Source organism: Clostridium sp. CTA-17 (assembly GCF_054767895.1).
Genome location: NZ_BAAABF010000001.1, coordinates 867,011 through 881,612 on the forward strand (window position 1 = coordinate 867,011; position 14,602 = coordinate 881,612).

Consider the following 14,602-nt stretch of genomic DNA (forward strand, 5'->3'; position numbering starts at 1 on the left):
ATGGGAATCAATAGTATCAATATAAATATACCAGATGACATATTAAAAGAGAGAAAAACTGTAGAATTTAAAGGAGAATTCTCATTAGAACCTAAGGGGAATATTCAAGGAAGAAAAATAACAGCAACTTTTTGCGGGAAAAATAAAAAGTTATCATCTATAGCTGAATCTATAGAAAAAGCAGGACTTAAAGATGGTATGACTATATCTTTTCATCATCACTTCCGTGCTGGAGATTATATTATTCGTATGGTTATGAAGGAAATTGCTAATCTTGGAATTAAGGATTTAAATCTTTGTGTAAGTTCTTTAACAAGTGCTCATGAATTTTTAATAGATTATATAAAAGATGGTACAGTAACAGGAATAGAAACAAGTGGTATTCGTGGAAAACTAGGAGAAGAAATTTCAAAAGGAATAATGAAAAAACCAGTAATTATCCGTTCTCATGGTGGACGTGCTCGTGCAATTGAGGCTGGTGATACAAAGATAGATGTAGCCTTTTTAGGTGTTCCTTGTTCAGATGAATATGGAAATGCCAACGGAATACATGGAAAATCTCAATGTGGTTCTTTAGGATATGCTATTATAGATTCTAAATATGCAGATAAGGTAGTTCTTATTACAGATACTATGATGCCATATCCTAATGTACCAGCAAGTATATCTCAACAGGATGTAGATTATATTGTAGGAGTTGAAGAAATAGGTGATCCAAATGGTATTGCTTCAGGGGCTACAAGATTTACAAAGGATCCTAAAGAGTTATTAATAGCAAAATATGCTTCTGCGGTAATTGAAGCTTCTGGATATTTAAAAGATGGTTTTTCAATTCAAGCAGGTACAGGTGGAGCTTCATTAGCAGTTGCTCGTTTCCTAAAAGAGAAAATGGAAGAAAAAAATATAAAGGCAAGCTTTGGCCTTGGTGGAATAAGCAAACAATTTGTTGATTTACATGAAGAAGGATTTATAGGAACATTATTTGATGTTCAAGGATTTGATTTAAAAGCTGTTGAATCTATTGGTAAAAATAATAAACATGTAGAAATAGATGCTTCTCTTTATGCAAATCCACATAATAAAGGATGTATTGCTAATAAATTAGACATAGTAATATTAAGTGCTTTAGAAGTGGATAAAAACTTCAACGTAAATGTTATAACTGGTTCTGATGGTTATATAAGAGGGGCATCAGGTGGACACTCAGATACTGCTGCTGGTGCTAAATTATCAATGATAGTTTCTCCTTTAGTTCGTGGTAGAATACCAACAGTAGTTGATAAGGTTAATACTGTAATAACCCCTGGTGAATCAATAGATGTCATTGTAACAGAACGTGGTGTTGCTATAAATGATAAGCTTTCTAAGAATAAAGAATTAAAAGAAAGATTAGAATCAAATAAAAATATTCCTATATTATCAATAGAAGAGCTCCATGAAAAAGCTTTGAAAATTACAGGGACTCCAGAACCTATAAAATATGAAGATAGAGTTGTTGGAATTGTTGAATACCGTGATGGTTCAATAATAGATGTTATACACAAGGTTAAAGAGGATTAAAAATCAAGAGGATAAAAAATGAACGAAAAGAATAAATTTTTGATGGAAATATTAAAAGGTAGAGAAGAGAGAGCATTTGAAATAAAAAAACTAAATGAAAGATTTCATGGAACTATTATATGTTTAACATTAAATATTCCTGGTCCAGATAAATTAGATGAACTTTATTATTATGCATTTAATGAAGCCACTAAGGCATTGGAGGCTTCATTAAATATACATGTTTTAAAAGAAAGATCTCCTCTTTCTGGATATGAAGCTTATTTTGTTTCAGATAAGGATATAAAAGAAATAAAAAAAATAGCTTTAACTTTAGAGGAAAAACATCCTTTAGGAAGGCTATTTGATATAGATATATTCTATAAAGACTTATCTAAAATAAGCAGGGAAGATTTAGGAGAGCCTAAAAGAAAATGTTTTTTATGTGGAGAAGATGCAGTATCCTGTGGCAGAAGTAGGAAACATTCAGTTTACGAACTTATTTTAAGTATAAAAGAAAAAATACTTCAGTATAAAAACAGTAAAAATTAATTAGTATAAAATATGGTATAGTTTGAAAAGAGGTAATAATATGACTAAGGACGAATTGTTAAAACAAAGAGAATTAGCTCATGGATTAATAAGTATAAACCCTAATTTTGATATAAATAATAGAGAACAATTATCACAAATATATACTCCTGGAGTATCAACTATTTGTAAAGAGGTTGAGCATCATCCTAGTATGGTGAAAACACTAACTTCTGTTGGAAATTCAATAGCTGTTATAACAGATGGTACGGCGGTTTTAGGTCTTGGGAATATAGGTACCCTTGCAGGATATCCTATAGTAGAGGCTAAAGCTTTAGTTTATAAAGATCTAGCTGGTGTAAACGCTATCCCATTATGCGTTGATCAAATAGGATGCAATGAATTAATTAAAACAATAAAAAATATATCTTCAAGTTTTAGTGGAATTCATCTTGAAGATATAAAGGCACCAGAATGCTTTTATATAGAAGATGAGCTTAAAAAAACTTTAAACATTCCAGTTTATCATGATGACCAACATGGTACTGCCATTGCTGTTTTAGGGGCTCTTTATAATGCATCTAAAGTAGTTAATAAGGATTTTTCAAAATTAAAGGTATTAATTTTAGGTGCAGGAGCTTCAGGAATTGCAACAGCAAAATTATTATTAAAGGCTGGAATAGAAGACATTATATTAGTTGACAAAAATGGCGCTTTAGTTAGTGGGGATGAAACTCTTAATGCTCCTCAAAAGGAAATGGCTAAAATAACAAATAAAGAATTAAAAAAAGGAACTTTAGAAGAGGTAATTAAAGGACGAGATGTGTTTATAGGTTTATCAGAAGGAAATCTTGTAACTAAGGAAATGGTAGAAAGTATGAATGATGATCCTATAATATTCGCTTTGGCTAATCCAATACCAGAGATAAAACCTGAAACTGCAAAGGAAGCTGGTGCAAGGGTTATTGCAACAGGTGGACCTTCTTATCCAAATCAGATTAATAATATATTAGTTTTCCCAGGACTATTTAAAGGGTTATTAGAAGCTAAGGCAACTGATGTAACTTATGATGTAATGATAGCAGTTAGTAAAAAATTAGCTTCCTTAGTTGAAAATCCAACTGCTGAAAAAATAATACCTGGAGTATTTGATGGTGATATAGTTAAGTCTGTTTCTGAAACTGTGGTAAAAAATATTGAGAAGTAGTTAATTTAGGGGGAGTTTATATGGAATTACAAAATAAAAAGGTAGATGGTAAAGAAGAGAGCTTGCTTAAAAAGTTTTTTAATATAAATCTTTTTGGAGTGCCAATGTTATTGTTTTTGGTTGGAGCAATAATCATAATATTAGGTATATCAACAAATTCATTACCAAAGGATATGGTTGGAAGTATATTTTTAATATTTACTTGTGGTATTGTTTTAGGTAAAATAGGTGATTCAATACCTATCTGGAAAGATTATTTAGGTGGAGGTGCTATTTTAGCATTCTTAGTAACTTCATATGCAGTTTATATAGGATTAATTCCTACCACTTATGTAAAGGATATCAAAGGACTTTTTGATAGTGGATTCTTAGAGTTATATATTTCAATAATGATTTGTGGTTCTTTATTAGCAATAGATAGAAAATTCTTAGCAAAAACTGTAGGTGGATTTATACCTATGGTAATTATTGCAACTTTAACTGCTGCCTTAGGCGCTGTAATAGGAGGATTAATTACAGGAGTTTCTCCAAAAGAAGTTATATTAAATTATGCCCTTCCTATTATGGGTGGTGGAAATGGAGCAGGTGCTATTCCTATGAGCCAAATTTGGGGACAAGTAACAGGAAAAGATCCAAAGATATGGTATTCATCAGCAATGGCAATATTAACAATTGCAAACATAATAGCAATATTAGCAGGTGCTATTTTAAATGGTATAGGTAATAAGAAACCTCAACTTACAGGTAATGGAGAATTGATTAAAGGGGCCAAAAATGCAGAATCTACAAAATCTAATTTCAAAGCAACATTTGAAGATGGAGCAGCAGGTCTATTTATAACACTTGCGTTCTACTGTCTAGGAAATTTATTTGGAAAAGGATTCTTCCCAACAATAGGTGGAGTTTTCATTCACCCATTTGCTTATATGGTTGTATTTGTATTAATAGCTAGTGGATTTAACTTGGTTCCAGAAAGAATTAGAGTTGGTGCAAAACAAGTTCAAAAATTTATGGTTGGTAATTTATTTTATGTTTTAATAGCTGGTGTTGGTATAGCAATGGTTGATTTTGGAGCTTTATTAAAAGCATTCAATTTAACAACTGTTATAATATCATTAGGTGCAGTTATTGGAGCTATATTAGGTCCTTGGATAACTTCAAAAATATTTGGTTTCTATCCTATAGAAGCTTCCATAGCAGCTGGATTATGCCATGTTAATAGGGGAGGTTCTGGAGACTTAGAAATATTAGGAGCTGCTAAGAGAATGAATTTAATGGCATATGCTCAAATAGCAACTAGACTTGGTGGAGCAATTATATTAGTTTTAGCAGGATTCCTATTTAGTTTATGGTTAAAATAATTTAAATAAATACATATATAAATGTCAATTAAGAGAGATTTTATTTAATTTAAGAAATAGAGTCTCTCTTATTTTATTTGAAAATTGTAATTTAAATTAAAAGTAAATGTCAGCTTGGAAATAATTGTGATTTTTTTATTTATAAATTATTAAGTATGTGAAAATTTTAAATATTTATTATTTATATTTTTTTAAAAATACCTTATAATTTAAGTGATTATTTTATAATTCGATTTAAATATTAACAAATTAATAAAAATTTTCCTGTAAGGTATTGAAATTGATTCTCAAAAGCTTTACAATGTGATGAAAATGTGTTAAATTTAGATTGATAAAAATTTTCAATTAAGAAAGAGGGGGTAGACCATATGTTTAAACAATGGGAAGGCTTTAAAGAAGGAGTATGGCAAAAGGGAATAGATGTTAGAAACTTCATACAAAAGAACTATACTGCATATGAAGGAGACAAGAGTTTCTTAGAAGGAACAACAAAAAGAACTGATGCAGTTTTAGAAAAAGCTCAAAAGTTAATTATAGAAGAAATAGAAAAAGGCATTATAGATGTTGCTACAGATAGAGTATCTGGAATAGACAATTATGAGCCTGGATATTTAGATAAAGATAACGAAGTTATCGTTGGTTTCCAAACAGATGCACCACTTAAAAGAATAGTTAATCCTTTCGGTGGAATGAGAATGGTTGAAAGTTCTTTAAAAGAATACGGCTATGAATTAGATAGCAGTATAAGAGAACATTTCAACGCTTATAGAAAAACTCATAACCAAGGTGTATTCGATGCATACTCAGCTGAAACAAGAGCTGCAAGATCTGCTGGCCTTTTAACTGGTCTTCCAGATGCTTATGGTAGAGGAAGAATTATAGGTGACTATAGAAGAATCGCCCTTTACGGTATAGATTATCTAATAGAAGAAAAGAAAAAAGATTATGCTAATATATCATTTGAAAGCGAAGGCTCAGTAGAAGAATATATTCAATTAAGAGAGAATGTTTCAGAGCAAATAAGAGCTTTAGAAGCAATAAAGTCAATGGCTGCAAGATATGGCTTTGATATATCTAAACCAGCTGCAAACGCTAAGGAAGCAGTTCAATTCTTATACTTTGGATACTTAGCTGCAGTTAAAGAAAACAATGGAGCAGCAATGTCTCTAGGAAGAACTTCTACTTTCTTAGATATTTTCATAGAAAGAGATCTTAAGGCAGGAACTTTAACTGAGTTAGAAGCTCAAGAATTAATAGATCAATTTATAATAAAATTAAGATTAGTTAGACACTTAAGAACTCCTGAGTATAATGATTTATTTGCTGGAGACCCAACTTGGGTAACAGAAGGTATTGGAGGTATGGGTGTAAATGGTAAACCATTAGTAACTAAAAACTCATTTAGATATCTTCAAACTTTAATAAACTTAGGACCTGCTCCAGAACCAAATATGACTGTTTTATGGTCAGATAGATTACCAGAAGGATTCAAAAAATTCTGTGCTGAGGTATCAATTAAAACTGACTCAATTCAATATGAAAATGATGAGTTAATGAGACCTATATACGGAGATGATTACTCAATAGCTTGTTGTGTATCAGCAATGCAAATTGGTAAGCAAATGCAATTCTTCGGAGCTAGAACTAACTTAGCTAAAGCTTTACTTTACACTATAAATGGTGGTATTGATGAAAAATCAGGTAAAGTTGTTATTAAAGGTTTAGAGCCAATAACAGACGAAGTTTTAGATTATGATAAATTAAGAGCTAACTATGATAAAGTTTTAGAGTACGTTGCTAAGCTTTATGTAGATACAATGAATGTTATCCACTACATGCATGATAAATATGCTTATGAAGCTGGACAAATGGCTTTACATGATACTCATGTAGGAAGATTAATGGCATTTGGTATAGCTGGTTTATCAGTTGTAGCTGACTCATTAAGCGCAGTTAAATTCGCTAAAGTTAAGCCTATAAGAGAAAATGGAATAGCTGTAGACTTTGAAATCGAAGGTGACTTCCCTAAATACGGAAATGATGATGATAGAGTTGACGATTTAGCTGTAGAAATAGTTAGAAAGTTCTCAAGTGAGCTTAAGAAACATCCATTATATAGAGGTGCTAAGCACACATTATCAATATTAACTATTACTTCAAACGTAGTTTATGGTAAGAAAACAGGTTCAACTCCAGATGGAAGAAAAGCTGGTGAAGCATTTGCTCCAGGAGCTAACCCAATGCATGGAAGAGATAACAGTGGAGCTTTAGCTAGCTTAAACTCAGTTGCTAAAATTCCATACTGTGAAGTTTGTGAAGATGGTGTATCAAACACATTCTCAATCGTTCCAGATGCTTTAGGAAAAGAAGAAGATTCTAGAATAGATAACTTAGTTGCTATCATGGATGGTTACTTCAAACAAGGAGCTCACCATCTAAATGTTAATGTATTTAACAGAGAAACTTTAATGGACGCTATGGAGCATCCTGAAAAGTATCCAACATTAACAATCAGAGTATCAGGTTATGCTGTTAATTTCAATAGATTAACTAGAAATCAACAATTAGAGGTTATAAGCAGAACATTCCACGATTCTCTATAATCTTATATAATAAGAGTGTATAAGGTTACTTAAAAAACCTATAAATATATTCTGAAAATTACTAGATTTCACTAAGAATTTATAGTTATTACTCCGAATATATTTCTAAAGCTTCGAAACTTGCTTCGCTTCGAACAGTCTCAGCTTTTTAACGAAATATATTCTACGTAATAACTTAAATTCTAAAGTTCATCTAGATATTTTCTTCATTATATTTATAGGGTTAATTAAGTTAAGACCTTGTACACTCTTTTTTGAAATGTTTACTGTAAGGAGGGACAGCATTATGGTTAAAGGAAGAATTCATTCATTAGAAACTATGGGGTTAGTAGATGGACCTGGTATAAGATTTGTAGTTTTTATGCAAGGGTGTGGAATAAGATGTGCTTTTTGTCATAATCCAGACACTTGGTGTAAAGAAGGGGGTACTGAATATACTCCAGAGGAGCTTGTAAATAAGATAAAAAGATTTAAAACATATTTTAATGCATCCGGTGGTGGTGTTACTTTCTCAGGTGGAGAGCCTCTTCTTCAACCAGAATTTTTACTAGAATGTTTAAAGTTATGTAAGAAGGAAGGAATACATACCACATTAGATACTGCAGGTGTTGGATTAGGAAATTATGAAGAAATTTTTGAATATGTTGACCTTATATTATTTGATGTAAAGGAAACTGATCCTGACAAATATAAGAGTTTAGTAAGGATTCCAATAGATAAATCCTTAGAGTTTCTAAAGGTAGCTCAGTCCATGAATAAAAAAATGTGGATAAGACATGTTGTAGTTCCTGGATATACAGATAATAAAGAAGATTTAATGAGAATTAAAAAATTTGTAGATGGTCTTAATAATATAGAAAAGGTTGAACTTTTACCTTATCATGTTTTAGGTGTAAATAAATATGAAGGGCTTAATATTCCATATAGATTAGAGGGAGTTCCACCTTTAGATAAAAAGTGGTTAAAAGAACTTGAAAAAGAAATATTTAATTAATATAATTATTTAGATAAAAACTAAAGTCTAATTTTAGGCTTTAGTTTTTTCTTACATAAAAAATATGTTAGAATAATTAGTATGACATAATTAACATTTTAAAAAATCAAACTATATTTTATTAACTTTTTAAAGAAAAGTTTTTGGGTTTTAGTAATTAAATGAAAAGAATTTATATTTAAAAGTTATAATAGTTATTCATTATGATATTTTTAGAAAATGTTATAAGGTTTTAGCATATAGAAATGATGGAGGTACTAAAATGAAGCTGACTCCGATGATGAGGCAATATTTTGAGATAAAGGAAAATTATAAGGATTGTATTCTATTTTTTAGACTTGGAGACTTCTATGAGATGTTCTTTGAGGATGCAGAAACAGCTGCAAGGGAATTAGAATTAGTTCTTACTGGAAGAGATTGTGGCTTAGAAAAAAGAGCACCTATGTGTGGAATTCCATTCCATGCATCTAATTCATATATAGGAAGATTAGTAGCTAAGGGATATAAGGTTGCTATTTGTGAACAAGTTGAAGATCCTAAAGTTGCTAAAGGAATTGTTAAAAGAGATGTTATAAAGGTTATAACTCCTGGAACATATACAGACTCTTCTTTTGTTGAGGAAACAAAAAATAATTATATAATGACTATTTATGCAGACTTAGAGAGAAATAGATGTTCACTAGCTATAACAGATATTTCTACTGGAGATTTCTTAGCTACAGAGGGAGAATTAGAAAAGGGAGTTATTTTAGATGAAATATCTAAGTTTAATCCTAAAGAAATAATACTTTTAGATTCTTTAGATCAAGAGCTTATAAAAGATATAACATTAACTACTCCAGCTTTAATAAGTAGAAAGCCTATAGAATATTTTGAGGAAAACTTTGAGGAAGTATTAAATAATCAATTTGGAGAAAAATCAAATTCTCTAAGTTTAATGATTAAGAAAGCAAGTAATGCTTTAGTTAAATACATACTAGATACTCAAAAAATAAGCTTAACCAATATAAATGATATAGAAGTATATAGTTTGGTTGATTTTATGACTATAGATTTAAGTTCTAGAAGAAATTTAGAGCTTACAGAGAATTTAAGAGAAAAAAGCAAGAAAGGTTCTCTTCTTTGGGTATTAGATAAGACAGAAACATCTATGGGAAGTAGAATGCTTAGAAGATGGATTGAAGAACCTCTTGTTAATAAGGAAAAGATAACTTTAAGATTAAATGCTGTTGAAGAATTATTTAATGATCTTTCTTTAAATGACTCTCTTAAAGAAGCTTTACATGATATTTATGATATAGAGAGAATATTAGGTAAAATTTCAAATAAAAATGCTAATGCTAAGGATTTAATAGCATTAAAAACATCTATAGGTAAAATTCCTAATGTAAAAGGAATTATAGAAAATTGCACTTCAAGTCTTCTAAAGAATTATCACCATAATTTAGATGACTTAAAAGATATTTATGATCTTTTAGAAAAATCTATAAAAGAAGATCCATCCCTAACATTAAAAGATGGTGATTTAATAAAAGATGGATTTAATGGTGAAATAGATGAATTAAGACTTGCTAAGACTAACGGTAAGGATTGGATATCTAGCTTAGAAAATAGAGAAAGAGAGTTTACTGGCATAAAATCTTTAAAGGTAGGATTTAATAAGGTCTTTGGTTATTATATAGAAATATCTAAGGCTAATTATAGTTCTATTCCTGAAGGAAGATATATAAGAAAGCAAACTTTAGCTAATGCAGAGAGATTTATTACTCCAGAACTTAAGGAGATAGAAGAAAAACTTTTAGGAGCTAGTGAAAAACTTTGCTCTTTAGAATATGATATTTTCCTAGATATAAGAAATGAAGTTGAAAATCATATAGATAGGCTAAAAACTACTGCTAAGATAATTGCTGAACTAGATTGCATAAGCAATTTAGCTTTTGTAGCTTTAGAAAATGATTTTATAAAACCTGAAATTAATGAAGATGGAGAAACTAAAATAGAAAATGGAAGACACCCTGTTGTTGAAAAGGTAATTCCTAAAGGCGAGTTTATTCCTAATGACACTATTATAAATAAAGATGATAATCAACTTCTTATAATAACAGGGCCTAATATGGCTGGTAAATCAACATATATGAGACAGGTAGCTATTATTACTTTAATGTGTCAAATAGGTTCCTTTGTGCCAGCTAATAAGGCTAATATAAGTGTAGTAGATAAAATCTTTACTAGAATAGGAGCTTCTGATGATTTAGCAGGTGGTAAAAGTACATTTATGGTTGAAATGTGGGAAGTTTCTAACATTTTAAAAAATGCTACAGAAAATAGCTTGGTTCTTTTAGATGAAGTTGGAAGAGGAACGAGTACATATGATGGATTAAGTATAGCTTGGTCTGTTATAGAGTATATATGTAAGAATAAAAATTTAAGATGTAAAACTCTTTTTGCTACTCATTATCATGAGTTAACTAAATTAGAAGGAGAAATTCACGGAGTTAGAAACTATTCAGTAGCTGTTAAGGAAGTTGATAACAATATTATCTTCTTAAGAAAAATAATAGAAGGTGGAGCAGATCAATCTTATGGTATTGAGGTTGCTAAACTTGCTGGTATTCCAGATGAAGTAATAAATAGGGCTAAGGAAATCTTAGAGAAACTTGAAATGGAATCTTCAAAGGATAACTTAGATTTAGCTCTTAAAGAAGTAAATGTTTCAAAAGAAGACATAGAAGAAGCCTCTATTACAATCTCTTATGAAGTTAAAGAAAATCTAGTAGAAGAGGATAAAATTGAAATTAAAGAAGAAGTTATTTCAAAATCTTCAGAGGCTAAAACACATAAAGAAGATGATCAAATACAATTGGATTTTTCTGCCATAGGAAAAGATAATTTAATAAAAGAACTTTCAGAAGTTGATATTTTATCTTTAAATCCTATGGAAGCTATGAATAGATTATATGCTCTAGTTAAAGAAGCTAAAAATTTAATTTAGCTTATGGGAAGGAGCTGTTATAAATTTTGAATAGAATAAATATTTTAAATGCAGATACAGCAAATAAAATAGCAGCAGGAGAGGTTGTTGAAAGACCCTCTTCTGTGGTTAAAGAACTTGTAGAAAATTCGTTAGATGCAGGGGCTAAAAATATAACTATAGAGATTCAAAATGGTGGAGAATCTCTTATAAAAATAATAGATGATGGCTCAGGGGTTCATCCAGAGGATGTTGAAAAAGCTTTTAATCCTCATGCTACAAGTAAAATAAAAGATACTTATGATATTTTTAGTATAAATACCCTTGGATTTAGAGGAGAAGCACTTCCTAGTATAGCTTCTATAGCAAGGGTTGATTTTAAAAGTAAAGTATCAGACTTTGACATGGGTAAGGAACTAATAATTAGCGGAGGAGAAAAAGAATCTTTAACAGATTGTTCTATGAATAGAGGAACTCAAATAGAAGTTAGGGATTTATTCTTTAATGTACCTGCTAGAAAGAAGTTTTTAAAGACAACAGCTAGGGAAAGTGCCTTAATAAATGACTTAGTAAATAGAATTTCACTGGCTAACCCAGATGTATCATTTAAATTATTTAATAACAATAAAAAGATTTTAAATACTTACGGTAATGGAAAACTAATAGATGTTATAAGAACTATTTATGGCAAGTCCACTGCTGAAAATTTAATATATTTTGAAGAGCATAAGGATACAGCTTCTGTTTATGGATTTATAGGAAATGATACTTTAGCAAGAGCATCTAGAAATAATCAAAGTCTTTTTGTAAATAAGAGATATGTAAAAAATAGAAGCTTAACTGTAGCTGTGGAAAATGCCTTTAGATCCTTTAACGTTACAGGTAAGTTTCCATTCTTCGTATTATTTATAGATACTTATCCAGAGCTTATAGATGTTAACATACATCCAACAAAATCTGAAATTAAGTTTAAAGATGAACGTTTTATATTCAAGGTAGTCTTTGATGCTGTTCATGCAGCTATGAGGGAATATGTAAAAGACACCTTTACTCTTCCAGAAGAAGAGGAGAAAAAATTTGAAGCTTTAAAAGAAGAAGTTATTCAGGAAAGCTTAGATAAGGAAATAAGTACCTTAGAAAAATTAAAAGAAAATATAAATTATAAGGTAAGTGAGGATAGAAAGAAGGAAGAGATTTATTCTTATAATCCCTCTAAGGATTATGAAGCTAAAACAGAGGTTAATATTCCAGTAGATTTCTTGTCTAAAGAAAATCAGGATGAATCTTCTAAGTTTAATAACTCTTTAGAAAATAATGAGTTTAAAGAGGTTTCAGCTAAAAGAGAGATTTCATATGATCCTATACTTATAAAAAATGAAATTAGGGATAAAGTAAGTGAAAATACTTATGATTCACTTGAAAGAAGTGATTATAAATGTAATAAGAATGAATATGGAAATTCCCTAGAGGAAACAATTTATAAGGAAGCAAAATTTCCTAAGCTAAAAGTTATTGGTCAATTTAATAAAACCTATATATTAGCTGAGTATGATTCTACTTTATATTTAATAGACCAACATGCAGCTCATGAGAAGATTCTTTTTGAGAAGTATTCTTCAGATATAGCTAAAAAGAAGGTTGAAATTCAGCCTCTAATGATTCCACTAGTAGTAACATTACCTACAGAGGATTATCTTTATTATGATGAAAATAAAGAGATTTTTGAAAAGGCAGGATTTAAAATAAGTGATTTTGGTGATAATTCTATAAGAATTGAAGAGGTACCATACTTTTTAGATAAATTAAATCCAACAGAGCTAATAACATCTATGATAAATAACTTAAAGAAAATGGGTACTGGAGAAACTGTAGAGGTTAAATATAATAAAATAGCATCTATGTCCTGTAGGGCGGCAGTTAAGGCTAATGATGTTTTAAGCATATTAGAAATGGAAAACTTAATAGAGGATTTAAGATATATAAATGATCCTTTCCACTGTCCACATGGACGTCCAACCATAATTAAATTTACTAGTTATGAATTAGATAAGAAGTTTAAAAGAATAACTTAAGGAGAGAGACAGTTTAAATGAATAATAATTTACTTATTATTGCTGGGCCAACAGCCGTAGGAAAAAGTGACCTTTCAGTAGATCTAGCAAAGAAGCTAAATGGTGAAATAATCTCTGTTGACTCTATGCAAATATATAAATACATGGATATAGGTTCAGCTAAAATTTCTAAGGAAGAAATGGGAGGTATTCCTCACTATTTAATAGATTTTGTTGATCCTAGTAAGGAGTTTAGTGTAGCTGAATTTAAAGACTTAGCTACAGAGAAAATTAAAGATATACAAAGTAGAGGAAAACTTCCTATATTAGTAGGAGGAACTGGACTATATATAAATTCAATCATATGCAATATGAATTTTGCAGAAAGTGATAAGGATGAAGAGTATAGAGAAGAGCTTGAAAAAATAGCTAATGAGCATGGAAATGAATATTTACATGAAATGCTAAAAGATATTGATTTAGAAAGCTATAATTCAATACATTTTAATAATAGAAAAAGGGTAATTAGGGCACTAGAAACTTATAAGTTAACTGGAAAACCATTTTCATCTTTTAAAGCTAAGAATAGTATTTATGAAACTCCATATAATATATATTATTATGTACTTAATATGGATAGAGCAAAGCTTTATGACAGAATAAACAAAAGAGTTGATATAATGTTTGAAAAAGGTCTTTTAGAAGAGGTTAAGAATCTTAAAGCCATGGGATTAACTGATGATATGCAATCAATGAAAGGTATAGGATACAAAGAAGTTTTATATTATCTTGATGGCAAAATCTCTTTAGAACAATGCATAGAGATGATTAAGCAAGGTAGCAGAAACTATGCTAAACGTCAGCTTACTTGGTTTAGAAAGGATCCTAGAGCTATATTTATAGAGAAAGATACTTTCGCCTCTGAAGAAGATATTTCTTCCAAAATTATTAATGACATAATAAATTCTTAGGTTTATAATTAAATTATATTAAAAATTTATGGAGGGCAATAGAATGAATAAGTCAATCAATAACCTACAAGATATATTCTTAAACAATGCAAGAAAGGAAAGAATTCCTGTAACAATATTTTTAGTAAATGGGGTTCAATTAAAGGGTATCGTTAAAGGGTTCGATAGCTTTACAGTAGTTTTAGATAGTGATGGAAAGCAACAATTAGTTTATAAACATGCTATAAGCACAGTATCACCAGCTAAACCTATTTTATTTAATAACGCGCAAGTTTTTGATAATTAAATATAGAAAAGAAAAATAGGTAAACCCTAGATGGTTTGCCTATTTTTTTTCTATATGATAAGATTTATAAATGTACGATATTTTAATA

The 14,602-nt window shown here is 29.9% G+C and carries 10 protein-coding genes; all 10 read left to right on the forward strand.

The window, feature by feature from the left end; translation table 11 throughout:
- The 10 genes from citF (at nt 1) to hfq (ending at nt 14,514) form a co-directional block, all read left to right on the forward strand.
- A complete protein-coding gene (citF, locus tag ACYUCG_RS03810; protein WP_460268157.1) occupies nt 1–1,560 on the forward strand; it encodes a citrate lyase subunit alpha in 1,560 nt (519 codons plus the stop codon).
- 18 nt (nt 1,561–1,578) lie between these two features.
- Nucleotides 1,579–2,091 carry a citrate lyase holo-[acyl-carrier protein] synthase gene (gene citX, locus ACYUCG_RS03815; protein WP_460268158.1) on the forward strand — a complete coding sequence of 171 codons (513 nt, stop codon included), beginning with the start codon at nt 1,579–1,581 and terminating at the stop codon, nt 2,089–2,091.
- A gap of 40 nt (nt 2,092–2,131) precedes the next feature.
- Nucleotides 2,132–3,277: an NAD(P)-dependent malic enzyme gene (locus ACYUCG_RS03820; protein ID WP_460268159.1), complete on the forward strand. Its 1,146-nt coding sequence runs from the start codon at nt 2,132–2,134 to the stop codon at nt 3,275–3,277.
- A gap of 20 nt (nt 3,278–3,297) precedes the next feature.
- Nucleotides 3,298–4,638, forward strand: a complete 1,341-nt coding sequence (locus ACYUCG_RS03825) for a 2-hydroxycarboxylate transporter family protein (protein ID WP_139933306.1) — start codon at nt 3,298–3,300, stop codon at nt 4,636–4,638.
- A 368-nt stretch (nt 4,639–5,006) separates the two neighbouring features.
- Entirely contained in the window at nt 5,007–7,241 is a 2,235-nt protein-coding gene (gene pflB, locus ACYUCG_RS03830; RefSeq protein ID WP_011592175.1) for a formate C-acetyltransferase, read from the forward strand.
- A gap of 286 nt (nt 7,242–7,527) precedes the next feature.
- Complete coding sequence (gene pflA / locus ACYUCG_RS03835; protein WP_460268161.1) at nt 7,528–8,235, forward strand: pyruvate formate-lyase-activating protein; 708 nt, start codon at nt 7,528–7,530, stop codon at nt 8,233–8,235.
- 262 nt (nt 8,236–8,497) lie between these two features.
- Nucleotides 8,498–11,227 carry a DNA mismatch repair protein MutS gene (gene mutS / locus ACYUCG_RS03840; protein ID WP_460268162.1) on the forward strand — a complete coding sequence of 910 codons (2,730 nt, stop codon included), beginning with the start codon at nt 8,498–8,500 and terminating at the stop codon, nt 11,225–11,227.
- Nucleotides 11,228–11,253: 26 nt separating this feature from the next.
- On the forward strand, nt 11,254–13,278 hold the full coding sequence (gene mutL, locus ACYUCG_RS03845) for a DNA mismatch repair endonuclease MutL (protein WP_164809194.1): 2,025 nt from the start codon (nt 11,254–11,256) through the stop codon (nt 13,276–13,278).
- A 17-nt stretch (nt 13,279–13,295) separates the two neighbouring features.
- Entirely contained in the window at nt 13,296–14,228 is a 933-nt protein-coding gene (miaA, locus tag ACYUCG_RS03850; RefSeq protein ID WP_049039439.1) for a tRNA (adenosine(37)-N6)-dimethylallyltransferase MiaA, read from the forward strand.
- Nucleotides 14,229–14,271: 43 nt separating this feature from the next.
- Nucleotides 14,272–14,514 (forward strand): RNA chaperone Hfq, encoded by a 243-nt coding sequence (hfq, locus tag ACYUCG_RS03855; RefSeq protein WP_003460455.1) that lies wholly within the window; start codon nt 14,272–14,274, stop codon nt 14,512–14,514.
- Nucleotides 14,515–14,602: the final 88 nt, after the last annotated feature.

Coding starts and splice junctions, on each gene's coding strand:
- citX (WP_460268158.1), top strand. CDS start 1,579: ATGAACGAAAAGAATAAATTTTTGATGGAAATATTAAAAGGTAGAGAA.
- ACYUCG_RS03820 (WP_460268159.1), top strand. CDS start 2,132: ATGACTAAGGACGAATTGTTAAAACAAAGAGAATTAGCTCATGGATTA.
- pflA (WP_460268161.1), top strand. CDS start 7,528: ATGGTTAAAGGAAGAATTCATTCATTAGAAACTATGGGGTTAGTAGAT.
- citF (WP_460268157.1), top strand. CDS start 1: ATGGGAATCAATAGTATCAATATAAATATACCAGATGACATATTAAAA.
- mutS (WP_460268162.1), top strand. CDS start 8,498: ATGAAGCTGACTCCGATGATGAGGCAATATTTTGAGATAAAGGAAAAT.
- hfq (WP_003460455.1), top strand. CDS start 14,272: ATGAATAAGTCAATCAATAACCTACAAGATATATTCTTAAACAATGCA.
- pflB (WP_011592175.1), top strand. CDS start 5,007: ATGTTTAAACAATGGGAAGGCTTTAAAGAAGGAGTATGGCAAAAGGGA.
- miaA (WP_049039439.1), top strand. CDS start 13,296: ATGAATAATAATTTACTTATTATTGCTGGGCCAACAGCCGTAGGAAAA.
- ACYUCG_RS03825 (WP_139933306.1), top strand. CDS start 3,298: ATGGAATTACAAAATAAAAAGGTAGATGGTAAAGAAGAGAGCTTGCTT.